This is a genomic window from Xanthomonas sp. NCPPB 3174, from assembly GCF_056725205.1.
This window is the reverse complement of record NZ_CM161517.1, coordinates 4,399,317-4,421,906: the sequence shown is the minus strand read 5'-3', so window position 1 is coordinate 4,421,906 and position 22,590 is coordinate 4,399,317. Positions and strand designations below refer to the sequence as shown.

General features: G+C 71.7%; 20 protein-coding genes. 6 read left to right on the top strand and 14 right to left on the bottom strand.

The genetic code is table 11. The features are described 5' to 3' along the window. Nucleotides 1–93 precede the first annotated feature (93 nt). Entirely contained in the window at nucleotides 94–711 is a 618-nt protein-coding gene (locus AC1PK7_RS19055; RefSeq protein ID WP_481099145.1) for a hypothetical protein, read from the bottom strand. A gap of 174 nt (nucleotides 712–885) precedes the next feature. Here AC1PK7_RS19055 and AC1PK7_RS19050 point away from each other — a divergent pair, with 174 nt between their 5' ends. After that, nucleotides 886–1,815 carry an oxygenase MpaB family protein gene (locus AC1PK7_RS19050; RefSeq protein ID WP_481099144.1) on the top strand — a complete coding sequence of 310 codons (930 nt, stop codon included), beginning with the start codon at nucleotides 886–888 and terminating at the stop codon, nucleotides 1,813–1,815. Between the two features lie 176 nt (nucleotides 1,816–1,991). After that, a complete protein-coding gene (locus tag AC1PK7_RS19045; RefSeq protein WP_481099143.1) occupies nucleotides 1,992–4,889 on the top strand; it encodes a bifunctional diguanylate cyclase/phosphodiesterase in 2,898 nt (965 codons plus the stop codon). On the opposite strand, the gene AC1PK7_RS19040 is transcribed toward AC1PK7_RS19045, so the two are convergent. The 11 genes from AC1PK7_RS19040 to AC1PK7_RS18990 all read right to left on the bottom strand — a co-directional run bounded on the left by AC1PK7_RS19040 (nucleotide 4,879) and on the right by AC1PK7_RS18990 (nucleotide 15,998). Next, entirely contained in the window at nucleotides 4,879–5,928 is a 1,050-nt protein-coding gene (locus tag AC1PK7_RS19040) for a Rieske 2Fe-2S domain-containing protein (protein ID WP_481099142.1), read from the bottom strand. The genes AC1PK7_RS19045 and AC1PK7_RS19040 overlap by 11 nt on opposite strands. Before the next feature lie 7 nt (nucleotides 5,929–5,935). After that, nucleotides 5,936–7,123 (bottom strand): GGDEF domain-containing protein, encoded by a 1,188-nt coding sequence (locus AC1PK7_RS19035; protein WP_481099141.1) that lies wholly within the window; start codon nucleotides 7,121–7,123, stop codon nucleotides 5,936–5,938. Between the two features lie 142 nt (nucleotides 7,124–7,265). Then, on the bottom strand, nucleotides 7,266–8,381 hold the full coding sequence (locus AC1PK7_RS19030) for a hypothetical protein (RefSeq protein ID WP_481099140.1): 1,116 nt from the start codon (nucleotides 8,379–8,381) through the stop codon (nucleotides 7,266–7,268). Beyond that, the gene (locus AC1PK7_RS19025) at nucleotides 8,378–9,559 is read right to left on the bottom strand and encodes an ATP-grasp domain-containing protein (protein WP_481099139.1); all 1,182 of its coding nucleotides are present in this window, start codon (nucleotides 9,557–9,559) and stop codon (nucleotides 8,378–8,380) included. The genes AC1PK7_RS19030 and AC1PK7_RS19025 overlap by 4 nt, the downstream gene beginning before the upstream one ends. Then, nucleotides 9,552–10,400: an MBL fold metallo-hydrolase gene (locus AC1PK7_RS19020; protein WP_481099138.1), complete on the bottom strand. Its 849-nt coding sequence runs from the start codon at nucleotides 10,398–10,400 to the stop codon at nucleotides 9,552–9,554. Before AC1PK7_RS19020 ends, AC1PK7_RS19025 begins: the two co-directional genes overlap by 8 nt. Next, nucleotides 10,397–11,374 carry an NAD-dependent epimerase/dehydratase family protein gene (locus AC1PK7_RS19015; RefSeq protein ID WP_481099137.1) on the bottom strand — a complete coding sequence of 326 codons (978 nt, stop codon included), beginning with the start codon at nucleotides 11,372–11,374 and terminating at the stop codon, nucleotides 10,397–10,399. The genes AC1PK7_RS19020 and AC1PK7_RS19015 overlap by 4 nt, the downstream gene beginning before the upstream one ends. Nucleotide 11,375: 1 nt before the next feature. Next, nucleotides 11,376–12,392: a 3-oxoacyl-[acyl-carrier-protein] synthase III C-terminal domain-containing protein gene (locus tag AC1PK7_RS19010; RefSeq protein WP_481099136.1), complete on the bottom strand. Its 1,017-nt coding sequence runs from the start codon at nucleotides 12,390–12,392 to the stop codon at nucleotides 11,376–11,378. Nucleotides 12,393–12,501: 109 nt separating this feature from the next. Next, complete coding sequence (locus tag AC1PK7_RS19005) at nucleotides 12,502–12,948, bottom strand: N-acetyltransferase family protein (protein ID WP_481099135.1); 447 nt, start codon at nucleotides 12,946–12,948, stop codon at nucleotides 12,502–12,504. An 86-nt stretch (nucleotides 12,949–13,034) separates the two neighbouring features. After that, a complete protein-coding gene (locus AC1PK7_RS19000) occupies nucleotides 13,035–13,736 on the bottom strand; it encodes a glycosyltransferase (protein ID WP_481099134.1) in 702 nt (233 codons plus the stop codon). Between the two features lie 64 nt (nucleotides 13,737–13,800). Next, nucleotides 13,801–14,796, bottom strand: coding sequence for an aldo/keto reductase (locus AC1PK7_RS18995; RefSeq protein WP_041500567.1), 996 nt, complete (start codon nucleotides 14,794–14,796; stop codon nucleotides 13,801–13,803). A gap of 134 nt (nucleotides 14,797–14,930) precedes the next feature. Further along, on the bottom strand, nucleotides 14,931–15,998 hold the full coding sequence (locus AC1PK7_RS18990) for an aldo/keto reductase (protein ID WP_209230703.1): 1,068 nt from the start codon (nucleotides 15,996–15,998) through the stop codon (nucleotides 14,931–14,933). Nucleotides 15,999–16,143: 145 nt separating this feature from the next. Here AC1PK7_RS18990 and AC1PK7_RS18985 point away from each other — a divergent pair, with 145 nt between their 5' ends. Continuing rightward, entirely contained in the window at nucleotides 16,144–17,055 is a 912-nt protein-coding gene (locus AC1PK7_RS18985) for a LysR family transcriptional regulator (RefSeq protein WP_420008063.1), read from the top strand. A 187-nt stretch (nucleotides 17,056–17,242) separates the two neighbouring features. On the opposite strand, the gene AC1PK7_RS18980 is transcribed toward AC1PK7_RS18985, so the two are convergent. After that, nucleotides 17,243–17,812, bottom strand: a complete 570-nt coding sequence (locus tag AC1PK7_RS18980) for a flavodoxin family protein (protein ID WP_010343649.1) — start codon at nucleotides 17,810–17,812, stop codon at nucleotides 17,243–17,245. 107 nt (nucleotides 17,813–17,919) lie between these two features. Then, on the bottom strand, nucleotides 17,920–18,825 hold the full coding sequence (locus tag AC1PK7_RS18975) for a LysR family transcriptional regulator (protein ID WP_481099133.1): 906 nt from the start codon (nucleotides 18,823–18,825) through the stop codon (nucleotides 17,920–17,922). A 140-nt stretch (nucleotides 18,826–18,965) separates the two neighbouring features. On the opposite strand from AC1PK7_RS18975, the gene AC1PK7_RS18970 reads away from it, so the two are divergent. The 3 genes from AC1PK7_RS18970 to AC1PK7_RS18960 all read left to right on the top strand — a co-directional run bounded on the left by AC1PK7_RS18970 (nucleotide 18,966) and on the right by AC1PK7_RS18960 (nucleotide 22,589). After that, on the top strand, nucleotides 18,966–19,772 hold the full coding sequence (locus AC1PK7_RS18970) for a DODA-type extradiol aromatic ring-opening family dioxygenase (protein ID WP_481099132.1): 807 nt from the start codon (nucleotides 18,966–18,968) through the stop codon (nucleotides 19,770–19,772). 73 nt (nucleotides 19,773–19,845) lie between these two features. Further along, complete coding sequence (locus AC1PK7_RS18965; protein WP_209247766.1) at nucleotides 19,846–21,090, top strand: putative DNA modification/repair radical SAM protein; 1,245 nt, start codon at nucleotides 19,846–19,848, stop codon at nucleotides 21,088–21,090. A 56-nt stretch (nucleotides 21,091–21,146) separates the two neighbouring features. Continuing rightward, nucleotides 21,147–22,589 (top strand): UdgX family uracil-DNA binding protein, encoded by a 1,443-nt coding sequence (locus AC1PK7_RS18960; protein ID WP_481099131.1) that lies wholly within the window; start codon nucleotides 21,147–21,149, stop codon nucleotides 22,587–22,589. Nucleotide 22,590: the final 1 nt, after the last annotated feature.

Below are 22,590 nucleotides of genomic sequence, written 5' to 3'. Positions count from 1 at the left end.
CTGTCCACAAACGCAAAGCGACCGCCGGTGCGGTCGCTTTGCGGCGCGGTGACGCCGTTGAGGTGGTGCGCGTCGCGCGGGCGCGCGGCGGGCTCAGCCGGCCACGCGGAACACGCCGGGCTGGCCACCGGGCGGGATGCCTTCGAACTGGATCAGCGAGGCGACCAGTTCGGCATGCAGGCGGATGCGGCCCATCTCGCGCATGATCCGGATGTCCTCGTGGCGCAGTTCGCGGTTGGCCACCACCTCGCGCTTGTAGGCGAGGATCTCCGGATACTTGCGCGCCATGTTCAGCGCGTCGGCCACGCATTCCACGGTATCGGCATCGGCCGACAGCGGTTCGCGGCTGTTGAACGCGGTGAGCCAGCGCTCGAAACCGGCGGTGCGGTCGAACATGTTGGCGATGAACCAGATCACGAACAGGATCGCCACCCACGAGGTGACCACGATGACGATGCGCGAGAACGTCAGGTGGTAGTCGTGCTGCCACAACTGCGCGGTGATCACGCCGAGCAGGATCAGCGAGATCGCCTGCCAACCGATGATCGAGGCCACCAGCCACTGCTGCTTGGCCTTGGCCAGCAACGCCACCTCTTCGCGGATCTGCGCCTCGCTCTTGTGCTGCCAGTGCGCGACCTGTTCGGGAAACGAGCGCTGGTGCAGCGCGTTGTCCTCGAGCAGCAATCCCAACCCCTTGAACAAAGCGATCATGACGAGCTCCTTGCAGATGCGGTGACGGACGCGGAACGTCGGCGGGCGATCTTGAGGCAGCTTCTTTCTAGCACAGCGGCCGCAAAGTGCATGCTGCGGTCGCACATGCAGAGCGGCCCGCGCGCGCCATACGCCATCGCACGGCGCTGGCGCCGCCTCCGCTACCATCGGGGCATGCCTTCGCTGCTGCGCACCCTTTCCGCTCCGGCCACCACCCAGATCCGCCGCTGGGTGCTGGGCGCGTTCCCGCGCGAACGCGACGCCATCGACTACGACCAGCCGCTCGGCGATGTGGGCCTGTTCGGTCCGGACAGCGTCACCTGGCGCATCCATGCCGAGTTTCCCGGGATGCTGGCCGGCGGGCTGTGTGCGCTGCTGCTGCAGACCCTGCACCCGCTGGCGCTGGCCGGGGTCTACGACCACTCCAACTTCCGCGAGGACCTGGTCGGGCGCCTGCGCCGCACCACCCAGTTCGTTGCCGCCACCAGCTACGCGCCCACGGATGCGGCGCAGCGCCAGATCGCCCGCGTGCGCGCGATCCATGCGCGGGTGCGCGGCCACACGCCCGACGGGCGCGCCTATGCGGCCGACGATCCGGCGCTGCTGACCTGGGTGCACGTGACCGAGGCCTACGGATTCCTGCAGGGCTACCGCCGCTATTGCCGCGCGGTGCCGACCGCGATCGCCGACCGCTACTACGACGAAGGCCGGCGCGTGGCCGAAGCGCTGGGCGCGCGCGCGGTTCCGGCCAGCGAGGCGGCGGTGCTGGCCTATTTCGAGCGGCAGCGGCCGCTGCTGCGGGTGGATGCGCGTTCGCGCGAGGTGCTGGCGGTGCTGTCCGGCCTGCGCCTGCCGGTGCCGGCGCCGGGGCTGTCGCGGGAACTGTTCCTGGGGGCAGGCGCGGCACTGCTGCCGCCGTGGGCCAGCGCCCTGCTGCGGCAGGCACGGCTGCAGCGCACCGGCCCGGCGGTGCCGGCCTGGCTGCTGCAGCAGGTGGCGCCGCTGTTCCGGGTCGCACTGCACGACGGCATCGCCGCGCGCGCGTGTCGGCGGGTAGGGCTGCCGACGCAGGCACTGGCGCAGTGGCCGCAGTGCGCTGAATGATTTATCTGTGTCGCTGAACGCAGTATCGCGTCACGCACGGTCAAGATCGCCAGACCCAGGCCGCTGTAACCAGCACCTACGCCAGTCCTCCCTTTTCGATGCCGCCGAACCCGCTCGCCGACAGGAAGCGCGACCATCGCTTTCGGCACAGCCTGCGGCGCGTCACGCGCGCGCCGGTGCGGGCGATCGCGACCTGGGGGCTGGTGCTGGCGGTGCTGCTGGCGGCCGGCCTGGTGCTGGTGCTGGCGCAGGACCGCCATCACCGCCTGGCGGCGGCGCAGCGGCAGAGCCTGGCGTTGGCCACCGGCACCGACCGCCTGCTGCAATTGCAACTGGACAATCTCGGCCAGGCGCTGCATGGCGAGGGCCTGGGCGCACAGGCGCTGCTGGCGGAGGCGCCGGCACGCGCCCCCGACCTGATCGACGCCTCGCTGCACGGCCTGCTGGCGCGGCATCCGGAGCTGCACGACGTGGCCTTGCTGGATGCGCAGGGCCAACGCCGCTTCGGCGGTGCCGGCGATCCGGACCTGCGCGCCTGGATGGCGCGCGCGCGCTGCGGCGGCCGGGTCTGCGTGAGTCCGCCGCTGCACCTGGCCGACGGCACGGCAGTGGTGCGGGTCGCCGTGCCCTGGGGGACGGACGGCTGGGTGGAGGCGCAATGGCGGGTGGCCGCGCTGCAGCGCATCGTGCAGGGCACCGACAGCGGGCGCGACGGCATCGTCGCGCTGACCGACGCGCAGGGCCTGCTGCTTGCCGCCAGCCGCCCGCTCGCCGCTGGCCAGTCGCGCCTGCCACAGGCGCTGGCGCAGCCGATGCCGCACGGCGGCGCGCTCGGCGTGGGTCGCGATGTCTTCGATGCCACGCCGCGGATCCTGGCAGTGAGTGGCGGCGGCGCGTATCCGTTGCTGGCCGTGGCCGGCGTGGGGTTGCGCGAGACGCTGTCCGGCTGGTGGTGGTTCGTTGCGGCGGCGGCGCTTGTGTACGTGCTGTACCTGCTCGGCCTGGCCTATCTGCTCGGCAGCCTGCGCCGCGCCGAGCGGCGCCAGCGCCACCTGCTGCAGCGGCTGCGTCGCGGCGACGAGGATCTGCGCCTGGCCCATGGCATGGGCGGCATCGGCACCTGGCGCATCGACATCGCGCAGCGCGTGCTGCGCCTGTCCGAGCCGACCGGGGCGATGTTCGGCCTGCAACGCATGCAGATGCCCATCGAGGCGTTCCTGGAGCGGCTCCACGTCGAGGATCGCGCGCGGGTGGAGCAGTTGTACGAGGATGCCGCGCAAGGGCGCGCGGACTACAGCACCGTCTATCGCATGCACCTGCCCGACGGGCGCCTGCGCTGGCTGGCCGCGCGCGGCGCGCTGGTGCGCACCCGCACGGGCATGTGCATGACCGGCGCGGTGCAGGACGTCAGCGATCGCGTGGCGGCGCAGGCGCGCCTGCTCGATGCCGAGAGGCAGTTCCGCCTGGTGTTCGACCGCAATCCGCTGCCGTACTGGGTGTTCGCCGTCGACAGCCTGCGCTTTTTGGAAGTGAACCAGGCCGCGGTGCGCCAGTACGGCTACAGCCGCGAGGAATTCCTGGCGATGGACCTGCTTGGCCTGCGCTCGGCGGAGGACGCCGAGCGCTTGCTGCGGGACGTGCGCAAGCCGCGCGACGGCTTCGACGCGCCGAGCGTGTGGACCCACCGGCGCAAGGACGGCAGCCTGTTGTCGGTGTGCATCCACAGCGTCGACCTGGAGTTCGGCGGCGTGCCGGCACGGCTGATCCTGGCCGAAGACGTGACCGAACGCCTGGCTCACGAGCGCGAACTGGCCTATCTCGCGCGCCACGACTTCGGTACCGGTCTGCTCAAGCCGCATGCGCTGGCCGAGGCGCTGCGCGCGCAGCGCGGCGGCTACGCCATCGCCTACGTCCAGGTGCGCGGCCTGGCCCTGATCGGCGACACCCTTGGCCGTGCCGCCGGCGATGCAGTCCGCAGCACGGTGGCCATGCGCATCCGCACGCTCGGCGAGCGCTTCGGCCTGAGTGCGCACCAGCCGGCGCAGGACTTCGTGCTGGCGATCCTCGACCCGCAGTCCCTGCCGCAGGCCTTGCAGGCGCTACAGGAGGCGTTGCATACCCCGGTACAGGGCGGCGAGTTCGCCCAGCAACTGCAGGCGCACATCGGCGTGGCGCTGTGTCCGGATGATGCCGCCGATGCCGACGAGGCCATCGGCAGCGCCGCCCAGGCCGCGCATGCGGCGCAGGCCGAGGGCCGCAGCCTGGTGCGCTTCGATCGCGCCATGGCTGCGCGTACCGGCGAACGCCTGCGCCTGGCCGGCCGCCTGCAGCAGGCGATCGAGCGGCAGGAATTCGAGTTGCATTTCCAGCCGATCATGGATGCCGTCAGCGGTGCGCCGCGCGAACTGGAAGCGCTGGTGCGCTGGCCGCAGGCCGATGGCGGCTTCATCGCGCCGGATGCGTTCATCCAGTTGTGCGAGGACACCGGGCTGATCCTGCCGCTGGGGCGCTGGGTGATGCACGCGGCGGCGCGCGCGCGCCGCGCACTGGCCGACCACGGATGGCCGAACCTGCCGGTGGCGGTGAACGTCTCGGCGCTGCAGTTCTTCGATGGCGACCTGGTCGCCGACCTGGTGCAGGCGTGCGCCGAGGCCGGGCTGGCCGTCGACGGCCTGCAGTTGGAACTGACCGAAAGCAGCCTGATGCGGCAGCCGCAGCAGGCCGGCGACGTGCTGCGGCAACTGCGTGCGCTGGGCGTGCGCGTGGCCCTGGACGATGTCGGCACCGGCTTCTCCAGCATGGCGTATCTGCGCGACCTGCCGCTGGACACGCTGAAGATAGACCGCAGCTTCGTCGCCGAGGTCGATCGCGATCCGCGCAATGCCTCGATCTGCCAGGCGCTGCTGACCCTGGGCCATTGCCTGGGGCTGGACGTGGTCGCCGAAGGCGTGGAGACCGAGGCGCAGCTGCGCTGGTTGCGCGCGCACGGCTGCGGCGGCGTGCAGGGCTATCTGCTCGGGCGTCCGGCCCCATTGGCGACGGTGCTGCAGCGGCTCGGCGCGGTCACAGCATGATCTCCACGTCGTGGCCGCTGCCCGGCGCCGGCAGCGGCTCGCCGTCCCAGTAGCGGCGCAGCGGTTCGCGCACCAGGTCCAGCGGGGTGGAGGCGCCGCGTGCGCCGGGATAGCGCTGCAGGTTGCGCGACTGCAGCGCGAGCATGCGCCGGTCCTGCTCGCCGACCCGGCGCAGCAGCGGCCACACCAGCAGGCGCACCGCCCACGCCGGCGCCCAGCGCCCTTCCACGTGCAGGCTGGCGAAGACCTCGGTGCTGCGCACGTCGAGCGGGGTGAAGTGCAGGCTGATCCGCACGCGGCCGCCGCGCGCATAGCGGTACTCGATCTGCGCGCTGCCAGGGGCGGCGAAGTGCGCACGTTCCAGCGTGCGCGGCGATTCGAACAAGCGGTACAGCCAGCCGCTCTGCGCCGCGGCGCCGCGGTAGTCCACGTGGAAGCCTTCCTCGGTGTGGCGCAGTTCGGCGCGCATCGCGGTGCGCGCGCCGCCGCGCCGCACCAGCCCCGGATGCAGCAGATGGGTGTGCAGCGGGTCGAGGAAATTCTCCAGCGCATCGACCACGTGGGCGTCCCAGCGGGTGCGCCACAGGAAGCGCCGCGCCGACGGCTGCAGCGCCTGCACCAGCTGCGACGGCGCGTTGGCGCCTTCGGGATCGGGGCGCAGCCAGATCAGGCCGTCGTGCTCGCGCGCGGCGAAGGCGCGCACCCGCACGGACGGCGGTGTCTGCCCGGGCGGCAGGCCGGGAATCTCGCACAGCGCGCCGCTGCGGTCGAAGCGCCAGCCGTGATACGGACAGGACAGCCCGTCGCCGGTGGCGCAGCCGGCCGACAGCGGCGCATGCCGGTGCGGGCAGCGGTCTTCCAGCGCCAGCAGGCGACCGTCGGCGCAACGCGCGATCGCCGCATGCCGGTCCATCACCGTCACCGCCAGCGGCTGCCGCCGCAACGCCGCGGCGGGTGCGACGGCGAACCAGTGTCGGTACAGCGACGGATGCCAGGCGCTCATGCCGGCGGCGTGGTGCGCATGGCGTGCCGCGCGCACGGGGCGCTCATGCGACCGTGGTGCCGGCGATGCGGTTGCGGCCGGCGCGCTTGGCCGCGTACAGCGCCTGGTCGGCGGCCAGCACCAGGGTCTGCCACGGCGCTTGCGCGCGCGGCGACAGGCAATAGCCGATGCTCACCGTGCACACCGGCGATGCCTCCGCTGCGGCGTCGATCTGCTGCTGTTCGATGCGCCGCCGCAGGCGCTCGGCGAGGTCGCGCACCTCCGCCTCGTCGCCATGCGGCATCAGCACCATGAACTCCTCGCCGCCGATGCGCGCGAGCAGGTTGGGGGTGTGGATGTGCTGCGCCAGCGTCTGCGCGATGGCGACCAGCACCTGGTCGCCGATCGCATGGCCGAAGCGGTCGTTGATCGCCTTGAAATGGTCCACGTCGATCATCAGCACCGCGATCGACGCCTGCCTGCGCGCGGCATCGTGGGTCGCCGCCTCGCCACGCTCCCACATCACCCGGCGGTTGGTCACCCCGGTCAGCGGATCCTGCGAGGCGTGCCGCCGCAGTTCCGCGTTCATTTCGCGGGTCAGCATCCACAGGAAGCCGGGGGTGATGCTGGCGGTCAGCACGATGCGCGAGAGCAGGCCGAAGTTGGTGGTGGGGTCGTAGCTGGTATCGGCATCGGGATGCAGCGCCCACCAGGCGATCCGCAGTCCCACCATGCCCGCCCACAGGAAATGGCAGACGGCGGTGAAGCGCGCCGCCGAGCGCACCACGCTGTCGGCATAGCGCCACAGCGCAACGGCCGTGGCGGCGGTCAGCAGGCCGCGCACCATGCCGCCGAAGATCACCATGATCCGGTGATCGTGGTTGGCGTAGTACAGGCTGTAGAGCTCCAGTGCGCACAGCAGCGCGACCGGCAACAGCAGTGTCCATTGCAGCAGCGGACGCCGCAGATAGGCATTCACCGCCACCAGCGTCAGCATGGTGGCCACGTCCAGGATGACGTTGCCGATGTGGTTGACCCAGAAGTTGGTGACGTTCCAGGCCGGCGCCAGCAGGATGCCGAAGCCCAGGGCGAACACGCCGTAGCTCAGCGCCAGCAGCAACAGGCTGCGCGCGTGCCGTTCCTTGCGGCCGGTGACGTACAGGGCCAGGAACATCGCCGAGGACACTGCCGCGAGCAACGCGTTGACGATCAGCAGGGTGCCGGCATGGGCCAGATGCGCAATCCATTCCACAGATGTTCCGGGCCGCAGCGGCGATGGCGTGTTGCAGGTGCGGCAAAGTATAAGGCAGCGTGTGTGCCTGGAATTCGGCAAGGCACGCCGAGTTCGTGCTGAAAACGGTTACGGAGTGCAAAACGCGGGGTGCGGACCCCAGTCACAGCCGATAGCGGCGCATCAGCGGCACGCCGATGCGCCGGGTCAGCGTGCCGAGCGCGGCGATCGGCTGGCGTCGCCGCAACGGCAGATGCCGCGCATCGACCGCGCTGTACTCGATGACCGGCACGCCGCCGCGCTGGCGCTTGAAGCTGGCAGCGCCGGCGCTCTGGTTGAGGCGCTGGCCGTACCGGCGCGCATGGTCGATGCCGCAGGCGGTGAGGGTGCGGTACAACGCCAGCCGCTGCGGCAGCTGCAGGTCGTAGCCGACGATCGGCGCGGTGACGGTGCCGCCGATGCCGAACAGCCCGGTGATGCACACCAGCTGTCCGGCGTCGTCGCGGAAGCCGTCGAAGCGCAGCAGCCCGGCGCGGTGCCAGGCACGCAGGAAGCCGGCGTGGTAGGCCGGATTGCAACGCGAATATTTTTCCAGATACAGCTGCGCATACAACGCGGCGATACGCGGGTAGTCGGCGTCGCCGATGGCGTCGTTGCCGCAGCGCTGCAGGTCGCGACGATCCACCAGCTTGAGATCGCGGGCCAGGTCGCGATGGCGCAGCAACTGCGGCCAGTCCTCGTACAGATAGACCTGGCGGCTGCCGATCAGGGTGAAGCCCTCGGCCTGCAGCGCGTGCAGCCACTGCGGCGTGTCCACCGCATTGAGCGAGCGGAACCACAGCGCGTGGTCGGGCCAGCGCGTGCGTGCGGCGTCCAGCAGCGTGCGCAGGCCGGTCGGCGGCAGCGGTGGGTACAGGTTGGTGGACAGCAACCAGTTGTTGAGGGTGACGGCGCGGTCGATCCGTGCCCAGTCCAGCCAGGCGCCGATGCCGCCGCACAGTCCGCGCACCGGCGCGGCCAGTGCGCCCGGCAGCAGCCGTGCGGCTTCCTCGGCGGCGTAGTCGGCGTAGGTGGTGCGCGGCGAGCAGACCCAGGCGTTGCCGGGGTGGCGTTCGCCGACCGTCACCGGCAGCGCCAGGTCGCCGGCCTGCACTACCTCGATGCGCGCATGTGCGTTGTCGGCCAACTGCTGCGCGTCGCCGTCGGCGTGCAGCGCGGCGAAGCGTTGCAGCTGCGCGGCGTAGTCGGCGGCTGCGGCGGCGGCGTCGCCATGGCTCATGGCGGCGGCAATGCCTCGCCGTCCCACTCGGTATCGCGGGTGGCGGCTTCGCGCACGCTGCAGCGTTGTGCCAGCGCCAGGCGCGCGTGGCTGCCCAGGTCGCACAGCGTGCCGACCAGCGGCCAGCGGTCGCCGCGCGGCGCCAGCACATCCTCGGCGCGTGCGTAGTCGTGGCGCCACTGTCGCAGCCGGCCCTGGCCCAGCGCCGTCGGCAACGCCGCGCCGAGCATCAGCATGCCCAGCATCGCTGCGCGGTCGTCGGCCGGGCGCAACGGCGCCGGCGCCGCGCCCGCGTCGCCGCACAGCAAGGCCACCAGCGGATCGGCCGCGGCGAACAGGTGCAGGCCGCTGGTGGCGCGCGGATTGCATTCGATCACGCTGCAGCGCCCTTCCGAAGACACCATCCAGTCGAAGGAGATCTGCCCGGTGAAGTGCAGCGCCCGCACCAACTGCGCGGTGAAGCGCTCGATCTGCGGATCCGGCGCCGCGTCGAAGTAATAGCTGGAACTGCGCCGCAGCCGATAGCGCGGGCGATACACCGCATGCGCCAGCAACACGCCGTCGCGCGCAAGCGCATACGAGCAGCGCTCCTCGCCCGCACAGAGGCGCTGTGCGACCCAATCGCCCTGCGCGGGCAGCGGCGCGGCATCGGCGGGAGCGCCTTGCGGGTATAGCCGCACATGCACGCCGAAGCGCGAGAACTCCGGTTTGAGCACCAGCGGTTCGGAACCGGCCCACTCGCGCGCCTGCGCCAGGCTACGCACGCGCACGCTGGCGGGCACCTCCACATCGTTGCCGAGTCCACGCGCCAGTTCCATGAAGTGGTACTTGCTGTGCAGCGTGCGCAGCGTGTCGAAGTCGTGCAACGGCAGCTGCAACTGCGCCGGCAGCGCACTGCGATAGCGGGCCAGGTAGAACACTTCCTCGCAGGTCGGCACCAGCACGTCGATGCGCTGGCGCGCGAGCAGGGCGTTGAGATCGGCCAGCCACGCGCGTGGCGCATCGCGTGCCGGTGCGATGCGGTGATGCCCGGCCACCGCGCGCGACCAGCCGGAGATGCGGCTGGCGACGCTGTCGGCCAGGTGCACCCGCCAGCCCTGCGCGGCGAAACGGCGCGCCAGATCGAGGGCGACCGGCGCGCGCGCGCCGGTGATCAGCACACCGGGTGCGTCAGCCATACGTGTGCTCCGCCGATGTCGGCCGCCATTGCCGGCAGTGCGAGGGCACCAGGCGCACCTGTGGCGCGGCCTGGCGCAGCGCATGCAGTCGCGCCAGCGTGTCGCGGTACACGCGATGCTCGCCGAGCAGATGGGTGACCAGCGCCGGCGGTGGCGTGCCGTCGGCGAGCGCGGCGCTGGACCAGGCCGCATCGGCGATCAGGAACACCGGGCCGTGCGCGTCCTCGAACCACAGCCCGTAATGGCCGGGCGCATGTCCGGGCAGCGGCACCAGCAGCACGCTGGCGTCTCCGAACAGATCGCGTGGCGTGCCGAAGTCGCGCAGTTCCGCGGGCACCGGTGCCGCGGGCAGCGCCTCGATCCAGTGCATGCGCGGACGCGCGCCGTGCAGCAGCGCGGGCAGGAAGCCTTCGCGCAGCGCGGCCAGCCGGCCGCGGCGCTGCAGATCGTCCCAGGCCTGCTGTGCGCAGGCCAGGCGCGCGTGCGGGAAATCGGCGACGCCGCCGACGTGGTCGCCGTGGAAGTGCGACAGCACGATCCAGCCGATGCGGTCCGCGTCCACGCCGTCGCGGACGAGTTGTTCGCGCAGCGATTGCCCGGGCGCCAACTGCACCGGGGTCAGCCAGCGGTACAGGCGCTCGGGAAAACGCGCGGTCGCGTCGAAGAAGTGCGGCGAATAGCCGGTGTCGAACAGCAGGTCGCCATGCTGCGGATGCTGCAGCAATGCCGCCAGCGCCGGGAACGGACATGGCGCCAGCGGCGCGCCGCGGCGCGTGGCGCGCTCCGGATGCGTGCAGTGGCCGGCCTCGTACAGCCGCCACTGCAGCCTGGGCGCGCTCATGGCCGCCCCAGCGCGGCCAGCCCGGCCTCGGTCGACAGCACCGGCACGTAGCCGAGCTCGCGGCGCGCGCGGCCGATGTCCAGCGTCTGCGAATAGCCGAGCACGCCGATGCCGTAGCGGCTGAGCCGCGGCTCGGGTTGGCCGCGTCGGCGCAGCGCGATCTGCTCGCCGAGCGTGGCCAGCGCCAGCGCCGGCCCGCGCGGTACCGGCAGCAGCCGCACGCGCAGGCGCAGCACCGCGAACAGTTCGGTCAGCAGGTCGCGCACGGCGATCGGCACGCCGTTGCTGATGTTGTAGGCGCGGCCGTCGCCGATGTGTTCGGCGCGCAGCGCGGCCAGCGCCGCGGCCACTGCGTTCTCCACGCAGCACACGTCGATCATCGCGCGGCCGCCGTGGACCAGCGGGAACCAGCCGCGCTGCGCCACCGCCAGCAAGCGCGGCACGATCGCGTTGTCGCCCTGGCCGAACACCGCGCGCGGACGCAGCACCACTGCCGGCAGCCCGGCCGCCGCCGCCGCGCGCACCTTCTCCTCGGCTTCCCACTTGGTCTGCGGGTAGCCGCCGATCCAGCGTGCCGGCGGGGTGAACGCCTCACGCACCTGGTATTGGTCGGCGAAACGAAAGTAGATGCTCGGCGAACTGAAATGCACGAAGCGGCGCACACGCGTGGCCAGCGCGGCGGCGAGCAAACGCTCGGTGGCGACCACGTTGGCCAGGCGGAAGGTCTCGGCGCTGGCCCACGGCGCCGACAGCGCCGCGCAGTGGATCACCGCATCGCAGCCGTGCAGCAACGGTGTCAGGTCGTCGCGGCACAGGTCAGCGCGCTGCACCTCGATGCGCGGATCGCCGGCGAAGGCCGCCAGCTTGGCGGCGTCGCGGCCGCTGGCACGCACCGGTACGCCGGCATCGGCCAGTGCGCGCACGATGTAGGCGCCGATGAAGCCGGACGCGCCGGTGACCAGGACGCGGGCCATGTCAGTAGCGCAACACCGCGCCGCCGAACGCCAGCCCGGCGCCGGAGCCGACCAGGCCGATCAGGTCGCCGCGCACGATCTGGCCGCTGTGGATCGCCTGGTGCAGCGCACTGGGAATCGACGCGGCCATCTGGTTGCCGCGGTGGCCGATCACCTCGATCAGCGCATCCGGCGCCAGCCCCAGCGCCACGCGCAGATGGCGTAGCGCCTTGGCGCTGGCCTGGTGCGGCACGATCCGCCGCAGCTGCGCCAGCTCGACCCCGGCCTGCGCCAGCAGCCGCTGCAGGAAACCGGGCAGCTTCGCCGCGGCCAACCGGTAGGTGGCGCGCCCGTTCATTTCGAACTGCGAGCCGGCGCGCAGCGCGTCGACGCCGTGATCGAGGCGCAGGCGAGTGCCGCCGGCGCGCACGCGGCAGTGGTCGATGCCTTCGGAATAGGTTTCCAGGCGCGCGGTCAGCAATTGCGAGCCGCTGTCGCCGGTGTCGGCGCCGAGCACCACCGCCGCGGCGCCATCGCCGAACAGCGGCGCGGTATCCGCATCGTCCGGATTGAGGCCGACGCTGGCGATCTCGCTGGCGACGATCAGCACGCGGCGATGGCGGCCGGCGGCGATCGCGCAGGCGGCCAGGTCGAGTGCGGCGATGAAGCTCAGGCAGGTGGCGTTGATGTCGAAGGCCGGGATGCCGCTGCCCTGCAGGCCCAGCCGCGCGTGCAGCAGCGCTGCGCTGCACGGGATCGCCTGTTCCATCAGGCTGCAGGCGCTGATCACGCAATCGATCTCGTGCGCCTGCAGCTGCGCCGCGTCCAGCGCCGCGCGCGCGGCGCGTTCGCCCATGAAGGTGGCCGGCTCGTCGGCGCCCGCATAGTGGCGCGTGGCGACCCCGGTATGCCGCAGGGTCCAGCCGGCGGGCTTGCCCCAGCGCCGGTCGAAGGCTTCCGCCGGCACCTGCTGCGCGGGCAGATACTCGCCCGTGCAGAGGATGCGCAGCGCGATGGGCCTGCTGGTGTGGACGCTCATCCGTAAAGCTCGCACAAGGGGCGCGCAGCGTACTGCCAGCGGCTCGGCGCCGGCAACCGCCCTTATGAAGATCGCGCCGCTGTCTGCGGCTGGCGACCTCAGACAATCCTCAATCGCGCAGCGACTTGGCGAAATACTTGGGCGCTTCGACAAAGCCTTCCCGCCGATAGAAGGCGTGCGCGCGTTCCCGCCGGCTGTGGCAGTGCACCTCCAGGCGGTCGCAGCCGCGCTGCCGCGCCAGCGCCTCGCCCTCTGCCAGCAAACGCTGTCCCACCCCGGCGCCGCGCGCACGATCGTCGACGCAGAAGTAGCTGATGCGGCAGATGTCGCCGGCCAATGCCAACTGCGGCAGAAAGTGCAGCGACAGCACCCCCAGGACGCCGTCCCCTGCGGCGGCCACCAGCAAGGCCGCGTCCGGATGCGCAAGGAGCTGCGCCAGGCGCGCCTCGATGAAATCCTCGGTTCCGGCATAGTCCAGCGCCGCCATCAGCGCCACGATCGCCTGCCGGTCCGCCATTGCCGCGTTTCTGATTTTCAGAATGCCGTTCTCGCGCATTTGCAGAGAGTAGGAAGTCGCCCGCGTCGGGCGCAACTGCTTTGCCTCCCGGACGCAACCTGCTGTGCGGAAATGGGCGGAGCGCCCTAGCGTCCGCGGCGCTGCCCGTACCAGAAGCCGAGCGCATCGCGCGAGCGCAGCATGCCGCGGCCGCGGCGCAGCAACTGCAGCAGCAGCCCCAGGTGCTCGCGCTTGCTGAAGCTGCGCAGCTTGCGGTCGGAGGTGTGCACCGGCTCGCGCAGGATCACGAAGCGTCCCTGCCGCGCCAGCGCGCGGCTCAGCGCCACGTCCTCGCCGGCGTAGTAGCGCTCGTCGAAGCCGCCGGCGGCGGCGAAGGCGCTGCGCGTGCAGAACAGGAAGCAGCCGGGGGCGATGCCGTTGCAGCGGAACAGCCAGCCGAACAGCGTCTGCGCCAGGCGCTCGTACCAGGCGATGTCGCCGAGCAGGCGCACCTGCGCGCCGCCGCCGACCGCGCCGGTGCCCAGCGCGCGCAGCGCCGCAGCCAGCAGCGGCGTGTTGACCCGGGTGTCGGCATCGACGAACAGCAGGTGGCGGCCACGGCTGGCGGCGGCGCCGGCATTGCGCACGGCGGCGATGTGCCGCAACTCCACCTCCAGCACCTGCGCGCCGTGGCGGCGCGCGATCTCGACGGTGGCGTCGCGGCAGGCATCGGCCACCACCAGGGTCTCGCAGTCCAGCCGCAGCGCCTGCGCGGCGACATGCAGCGACGCCAGCGTGTCGCCGATCAGGGCGGCTTCGTCGTGCGCGGGGACGATGAAGGAGATCACCCCCGCATCATGCGGGGCCGGCGCGACGCGGGCAATCGACCCGCGCCGCGGCCGGGGGCGCGGTTCAGCCCTGCAGCGCGCCGCGCGAGGCGGCGGGGTAGCGATGGCCGGCGGCGGCATCGGCGGGGAAGATCGCCTCGATCTGCGCCAGCTCCTCGGCGCTCAGCTTCACCTGCAGCGCGCCCAGGTTCTCTTCCAGGTAGGCCAGGCGCTTGGTGCCCGGGATCGGCACCAGGTCCTCGCCCTGCGCCAGCACCCAGGCCAGCGCCAGTTGCCCCGGGGTCACGCCCTTGGCCTGGGCCAGTTCGCGCACGCGCTCCACCAGTTGCAGGTTGCGTGCGAAGTTCTCGCCCTGGAAGCGCGGCGAATGGCGCCGGTAGTCGTCGGCCTCGAAGTCCTCCGGCGAACGGATCGCCCCGGTCAGAAAGCCGCGGCCCAGCGGCGAGTACGGCACGAAGCCGATGCCCAGCTCCCGCACCGTCTCCAGCACGCCGTCGTGTTCCGGGTCGCGCGACCACAGCGAGTACTCGCTCTGCAGCGCGGTGATCGGATGCACCGCGTGCGCGCGGCGGATGGTGGCGGCAGCGGCTTCGGACAGGCCCAGGAAGCGCACCTTGCCCTGTTCCACCAGCCGCGCCATCGCCCCGACCGTGTCCTCGATCGGCACGTTCGGATCCACCCGGTGCTGGTAGTACAGGTCGATATGGTCCACGCCGAGCCGGCGCAGGCTGGCCTCGCAGGCGGACTGCACGTACTCCGGGCGGCCATCGATACCGCGCGCGGCCGGGTCGTTGGGATCGAGCTTGATGCCGAACTTGGTCGCCAGCACGACCTGGTCGCGGCGCCCGGCCAGCGCCTTGCCGACCAGCACTTCGTTGGTGTGCGGGCCGTACATGTCGGCGGTGTCGATGAGGCTGACGCCGTGCTCGATCGCCGCATGGATGACCGCGATCGAGGCGGCGTCGTCGCTGCGGCCGCCGTAGAACGCGCTCATGCCCATGCAGCCGAGGCCGAGGGCGGAGACGCGGGGGCCGTTGCGGCCGAGGGTGCGGGTTTGCATGGAGGATGCTCCTGAGGGGGAGGGGAGGGAAAGCGTGGCCGCCGGGCGGTTCGCTCAGGGTGAGGACATGCCTGGTGCGTTCGGTGTGGAGGGCATGTGCGGTTCTCGGTGCGCGAAGGACACGATGGCCGCGCTCAGCGCGGCTGGATGCGGGTGCCGCCGCTCAGCAGCGCCTGCGGGTTGGGCGAGGCCAGGAAGTCGTGCGGGAAGCCCAGTTCGATCGCGCTGGCGGCATCCAGCCGCTGCAGCGCCTCGGCATCCAGGTGCAGGGTGAGTGCGCCCAGGTTGTCCTGCAGTTGCGCCACGCTGCGCGCGCCGACGATCGGCATCGCCCCGCGCGCCAGCAGCCAGGCCAGCGCCACCTGCGCCGGCGAGCGCTGCAGCTCGGCGGCCAGCGCCACCACCGCCTCGGCCACCGCCAGCGCGTGCTCGTTGAAGGTGCGTTGCGAATGCGCGACCTCGGCGCGGCCCACGCCATCGACCTGCGCGCCGCCCGAGGCGGCCGCACGCACCCGCGCCAGATCGGCGGCGCCGTACTTGCCGGTCAGCACGCCCATCGCCAGCGGCGACCAGGCCAGCACCGACATGCCCAGCGCCTCGGCCATCGGCACCAGTTCGCGCTCGACCGTGCGCTGCGCCAGCGAGTACTCGATCTGCAGGGCGACGAACGGCGTCCAGCCGCGCAGGTCGGCCAGGGTCTGCATGCGCGCCACCTGCCAGGCGGGCGTGTCGGAGATGCCGGCGTAGAGGATCTTGCCGGCACGCACCAGATCGTCGAAGCCGCGCATGACCTCGTCGATGCCGGTGGTGCCGTCCCAGGCATGCAGGTACAGCAGGTCCAGATAATCGGTGCCCAGCCGCGCCAGGCTGGCGTCGACCGAGCGCAGCAGCGCCTTGCGGTGGTTGCCGCCACCGTTGGGGTCGCCGGGGAAGGGGTTGAGCGCGAACTTGCTGGCGATCACCAGGCGGTCGCGGCGGCCGGCGACGAAGCGGCCGAGCAGCGTCTCGGCGCTGCCGTTGGTGTAGATGTTGGCGGTGTCGAGGAAGTTGCCGCCGGCATCGACGTACAGGTCGAACAGGCGGCGCGCCTCGGCTTCGTCCGCGCCCCAGCCCCAGTCGGCGCCGAAGGTCATGGTGCCCAGGCACAGCGGGCTGACGCGAAGGCCGGAACGGCCGAGCAGGCGGTAATGGTCGAGGGCCATCGCGGCGATCTCCAGGTGAGGGTGCGGGGCACTGTAGGCGCCGCGGTGCCCTGGATAAATCCTGGTAATCCGCATGGGCTTTGAAGCTGTGCTACACAATGACCGGCGCCTGCCGCGTCCGTCCTTCCCTTGCTGCCCGCCCGCCATGCACCGTCCCTCGCCGCTGTCCGCCGTCGTCGCCTTCGTCCGCGTTGCCCACCATGGCAGCTTCACCCGCGCCGCGGCGGAGCTGGGCGTCTCGCCCTCGGCGCTGTCGCAGACGCTGCGCGCGCTGGAGGCGCAACTGGGCGCACGCCTGCTCAACCGCACCACCCGCCGGGTCGGCCTGAGCGAGCACGGCGAGCGCTTCCTGCAGCGGGTGGCGCCGGGCCTGGCGCAGATCGATGCGGCCTTCGCCGACCTGGATTTCCTGCGCGACCGGCCGGCCGGCACGCTGCGCATCAACCTGCCGCTGGTGGCCGCCGAGCAACTGGTGTGCCCGCACCTGCCGGCGTTCCTGGCGCGCTATCCGGAAGTCAGCGTCGAGCTGTATTCGGACCGGACCCTGGCCGACATCGTCGCCGGCGGCTTCGACGCCGGCATCCGCCTGGGCGAGAGCCTGGCGCGCGACATGATCGCGGTGCCGCTGGGGCCGCCGCAGCGGCAGACGGTGGTGGCCGCGCCTGCGTATTTCGCCGCGCACGGAGTACCGCACACGCCGGCCGAACTGGCGGCGCACGACTGCATCCGCTGGCGCCGCACCGACGGCCGCCTGCAGGCCTGGGAGTTCACCCGCGACGGCCACGATTTCCTGGTCGAAGTCAACGGGCGGCTGGTGGTCAACGACACCGCGGTCGGCCTGGACGCCGCGCGCCGCGGTCTGGGCCTGGGCCAGGCGTTCGAGTGGCAGGTGGCCGCCGACGTCGCCGCCGGCCGCCTGCAGCGGGTACTGGACGACTGGCACGCGCCGTTCGCCGGCTGGCACATCTACTACCCGGCGCGCGAACACTTGCCGCCGAAGCTGCGCGTGTTCATCGATCATCTGCGTGCGGCGCATGCAGTGGGTGGCACGACGTAGCGATGGCGCTGGCCGAGGGCTGGCGGGTGAAGTGGGATAGAGGGAACAGGCGGTGGTGCCGCAGCCGTGAGTGCGGCGTCGAGAAGCGCCCGACCGACAAGGCCGGGCGCCGAAGGGCAGTGCGTTGCTCAAGCACCGCTGCGTCGCGATGCAGGGTGCCGCCCTGCGCGGGCGGCACCGAGGGGGCTCAGCCCTTGAGCTTGGCCGCGAACTCGGCCACGCGCTTGCCGAGCAGGCGCGCGGTCTCCAGGTCGCCGCTGCGCGGCGCCTCGTCCGGCGAGGCGTCGGACGGCGAGATCGCCAGCGCGCCGCCGGAGCCGGCGGTCCAGTTCACGTCGTTCGGGCCGTGCGCCTTGGTGTTGGACGGCAGCAGGCCGGTGCCCACCCAGATCTGGCCGTGCTGCTGGGCCAGGGTCCAGAAGTATTCGATGGTGGCGAACTTGTCGCCGTTGACCGAGGCCGAGTTGGTGAAGCCGGCGGCGATCTTGTCCTTCCAGGCCTGCGCGAACCACGGCTTGGAGCTGGCGTCGGCGAACTTCTTGAACTGCCAGGCCGGGCCGCCCATGTAGGTCGGGCTGCCGTAGACGATGGCGTCGGCCTGGCCGATGGCCTCCCAGGCGCCGTCGGGCAGGTTGCCGTCCTGGTCGATACGGTACAGCGTGGCTTCGCCGACGCTGGCGGCGCCGGCGTGCACGGCTTCGGCCTGCTTGACGGTGTGGCCGTAGCCGCTGAAGTAGACGATCGCGATCTTGCTCATGCGCGGACTCCTGAAGGTGAGGGGGAAAAGCGCGGGCATTGTGCGCATGCCCGGCCGCCCCGATCAGCGCCATCGGCGGGATGTTGTGTCCGACCGCCCGCCGCGGTTCAGCTCTCGGCCGGGGAGCGCATCGTGCGGTCGATGCCCACTTCGACCAGGTAGTCGATGAAGCTGCGCACCTTCGGTGCCAGGTGGCTGCGGCTGGCGTACACCGCGTACACGCCGATCGGCCCGATCTCGTGGTCGGGCAGCACCCGCACCAGCCGGCCGTCCTCCAGCGCCGCCTCGGCCATGAAGTCCGGCTGTACGGTGATGCCCATGCCGGCGATGGCCGCCTCGCGCAGCACGTCGCCGCAATTGGCGCGCAGGGTGCCGGCCACCCGTACCTGGATCGCGCCCTCGGGGCCGTGCAGGGTCAGGTCGTCCTGCACGTAGCTGTAGCTGAGGAACGGGTGGCCGGCCAGGTCGGCCGCCAGTTGCGGGGTGCCGGCGCGGGCCAGGTAGGCCGGCGCCGCGCACAGGAACGCCTGCACTTCGCCGAGCTTGCGCGCGATCAGGGTCGGCGCCACCTGCCGGGTGATGCGGATCGCCAGGTCGTAGCCTTCCTCGACGATATCCACCAGGCGGTCGGACAGCGACAGATCGAGGGCGACCTGCGGGTAGCGCGCGCTGTAGCCGGCCAGGCGCGGCCCGAGCCGGGCGACGCTGAAACTGAAGGGGGCGTTGATCCGCAGCGTGCCGGACGGCGTCAGCGCCTGTTCGCCGACCGCGGCCTCCATGTCGTCGAACTCGGCCAGCAGCAACTGGCAGCGCTGGTAATAGGCGGCGCCGACGCTGCTCGGGCTGACCCGGCGTGTGGTGCGATTGAGCAGGCGCGAGCCCAGGCGCTGTTCCAGCCACGCCACCTGGCGGGTGACGCTGGCGGTGGACATGCCCAGTGCGTCGGCGGCGGCGTTGAACCCGTTGCGGTCGACCACGGCGACAAAGACCCGCATCGCCTCCAGCGTGTCCATTGTTTCGGTTCCTGAAATGGATCGTCGGCGGCAGGGTAATTTATTCCCGCAGATGGCGGGAATACCCTGGTCGCCTGCACGAACGCCCGGCGCTGGCCGCGCGCGCCACCGTGCCATCCCCCACTGTGTGGAGACCTGCCATGGCGCGTTTGCCTTCCCTGTACATCTCGCACGGTTCGCCGATGACCGCGCTGCAGCCCGGCCTGGTCGGCACGCGGCTGGCGCAGCTCGCGGCCACGCTGCCGCGGCCGCGCGCCATCGTGCTGGCCTCGGCGCACTGGCTGGGCCGACGGCCGCTGGTCGGTGCCGCCGCGCAGCCGCAGACCATCCACGATTTCGGTGGCTTCCCGCAGGCGCTGTACGCGATGCAGTACCCGGCGCCGGGCGCGCCGGCCCTGGCCCACCAGGTTGCCGAGCTGCTGGCGCAGGCCGGGCTGGCGCCGGTGCTGGACGAGCGTCGCGGCCTGGACCACGGCGTATGGGTGCCGCTGTCGCTGCTGTACCCGCAGGCCGACATCCCGGTGGTGCCGCTGTCGATCCAGCCCGAACTGGGGCCGGAACACCACCTGGCCCTGGGCCGTGCGCTGGCGCCGCTGCGCGAGGACGGCGTGCTGGTGATCGGCTCGGGCAGCATCACCCACAACCTGCATGACTTGGGCCGCTACGCCGAGGGCAAGGAGGTGCCCTACGTGCGTCCGTTCATCGAGTGGACCGAGCAGGCATTGCGCCGCGAGGACATGCCGGCGATGCTCGACTACCGCCGACAGGCGCCGTTCGCCGCGCGCGCGCATCCCACCGACGAGCACTGGCTGCCGATCTACGTGGCGATGGGCGCGGCCGGGGCGGACGGGCTGGGCGCGCAGCGCATCGACGCCGGCATCGATGCCGGCCTGCTGGCGATGGACATCTACCGCTTCGACGGCGCTGCGGCGCGCGCGGCGGCCTGAGCGGTTCATCGCGGTGAAGGCACAGCGCATCCGCGTCTCACCGTTTGAGACGCGGATCCGGCATCGTCGGCCGGTGAATACCCTCGAGAAACTCGCCGTGCTCGCCGACGCGGCCAAGTACGACGCGTCCTGCGCCTCCAGCGGCGCCGACAAGCGCCATTCGCTGCGCAGCGGTGGCATCGGCAGCACCGAGGGCATGGGCATCTGCCATTCGTACACGCCCGATGGGCGTTGCGTGTCGCTGCTGAAGATCCTGCTGACCAACTTCTGCGTGTTCGACTGCGCGTACTGCGTCAATCGCGTCTCCAGCAACGTGCGCCGCGCGCGCTTCACCCCGGCCGAAGTGGTCAAGCTGACCCTGGATTTCTACAAGCGCAACTACATCGAAGGGCTGTTTCTTTCCAGCGGCATCATCCGCAACAGCGACTACACCATGGAGCAACTGGTGGAGGTGGCGCGGCAGCTGCGCGAGGAGCACCGCTTCGCCGGCTACATCCATCTCAAGACCATTCCCGATGCAGCGCCGGAACTGCTGGCCGCCGCCGGCCGCTACGCCGACCGGCTCAGCATCAACGTGGAGTTGCCGACCGAGCGCGGCCTGGCGCAACTGGCGCCGGAGAAGAACGTCGGCGGCATCCGCGCGGCGATGGGCGAGTTGCGCTGGCGCATCGAGGAAAGCAAGGAGGCGCGCAAGGCCGAAGCCCGCGTGCGCGCCAAGCCGCCGCGCTTCGCCCCGGCCGGGCAGAGCACGCAGATGATCGTCGGTGCCGACGGCGCGGACGACCGCGCGATCCTGCACACCAGCCACAATCTCTACGGCAACTACCGCCTGCGCCGGGTCTACTACTCCGCGTTCAGCCCGATTCCCGACGCCTCGGCCAAGCTGCCGCTGCTGGCGCCGCCGCTGCAGCGCGAACACCGCCTGTACCAGGCCGACTGGCTGCTGCGGTTCTACGATTTCTCGGTGGAGGAGATCGCCCCGCCTACCACCAGCGGCATGCTCGATCTGGACGTGGACCCCAAGCTGGCCTGGGCGCTGCGCAACCCCGAGCGGTTCCCGGTGGATCTCAACACCGCCGCGCGCGAGATGCTGCTGCGGGTGCCGGGGCTGGGCACGCGCAACGTCGAGCGCCTGCTGCTGGCGCGGCGGCATGCGCGGCTGCGGGTCGAGGATCTGGCGCGATTGCGGGTGCCGCTGAAGAAGCTGCTGCCGTTCGTCAGTGTGCTTGACCACCACCCGCGGCAACGACTGGACGATCCGCAGCGGCTGCGCGCGCAACTGGCGCCGGCGCCGCGGCAGGGGGGCTTGTTTGATTGACGCGGTGAGTGCGGCCCGTCGCGTTCGACGCGCTGGTGCGAGGCAGGGAGCAGGCCGTGTTCCAGGCTGAGGTGGCGCCGCCGTGGAGCCTGGAGGCTTGGCGGGCGGTGGCGCGGGCGGCGTGGTGCGCGCAGGTGGCGCCGGAGACGCTGGCGTGGGATGGCGATGCGCAGGGTGGTCTGCTCGCCGGGACCGATGTCGCGACGTTGCCGGCGCAGGTGCCGCCGCCGCGGGTGTCGGCCGAGTTCCTGGCGCTGGCCGGTGCGGTGCTGTGTCATCGCGATCCGCAGCGGCACGCGCTGCTGTACCGCCTGCTGTGGCGCATCGCCGGCGGCGAGCGCGCGCTGCTGCAGCGGGCCACCGATGCGGACGTGCACCGCGCGCAGCAGTGGGCGCAGGCGGTGCGCCGCGACAGCCACAAGATGAAGGCGTTCGTGCGCTTCCGTGAGGTGCCGGGGGAGCAGGAGGCCTACATCGCCTGGTTCGAGCCGGAGCATCACATCGTCGATCGGGTGGCGCCGTTCTTCGCGCGGCGCTTCGCCGGCATGCGTTGGGCGATCCTCACCCCGTACCGCAGCGTGCGCTGGGACGGCGAGACGCTGCAGTTCGGCGCCGGCGCGCAGCGTGCCGATGCGCCGGCCGACGACGCGCAGGACGCGCTGTGGCGCACCTACTACGCCAACATCTTCAATCCGGCGCGGCTCAATCCGACGATGATGCGCCAGGAGATGCCGCAGAAATACTGGAAGCATCTGCCGGAGGCGCAGCTGCTGCCCACGCTGATCCGCGACGCCGGGCTACGCGTGCGCGAGATGGCCGAGCGCGCGCCCGAGCCGGTGCGCCGGCGCATTCCCGCGCCGGCACCGGCGCCGGTGGTGGCCGCCGACGACAGCCTCGAGGCGCTGCGCGCGGCGGCGCGCGACTGCCGGCGCTGCCCGTTGTGGCAGCCGGCCACCCAGACCGTGTTCGGCGAAGGCCCGCAGGACGCCGCGGTGATGGTGGTCGGCGAGCAGCCCGGCGACGAGGAGGACCTGAGCGGGCGTCCCTTCGTCGGTCCGGCCGGACGCCTGTTCGATCGCGCGTTGCAGGAGCTGGGGGTCGAACGTGCAGGCATGTACGTCACCAACGCGGTCAAGCATTTTCGCTTCGAGCAGCGCGGTAAGGCGCGGTTGCACCGCAATCCCGAGCGCGCGCATGTCGAGGCCTGCCGGATGTGGCTGGCCGGCGAACTGGCACGGGTGCGCCCGCGCATCGTGCTGTGCTTGGGCGCGACCGCGGCGCGCGCGGTGCTGGGGAGCGGCTTCAAGCTGATGGCCCAGCGCGGGCAGTGGCAAGCGCTGGACGACGGCACCCGCGCGCTGGCCACTGTGCATCCGTCGTGGGTGCTGCGCCAGCGTGGCGGCGAAGCGGGCGATGAAGCCTATCAAGGCTTCGTGCGCGACCTGCGCTTGTTGGCGGCGCAGGTGCCGATGCTGCACACGGGAAATTCCGGCAACTGAC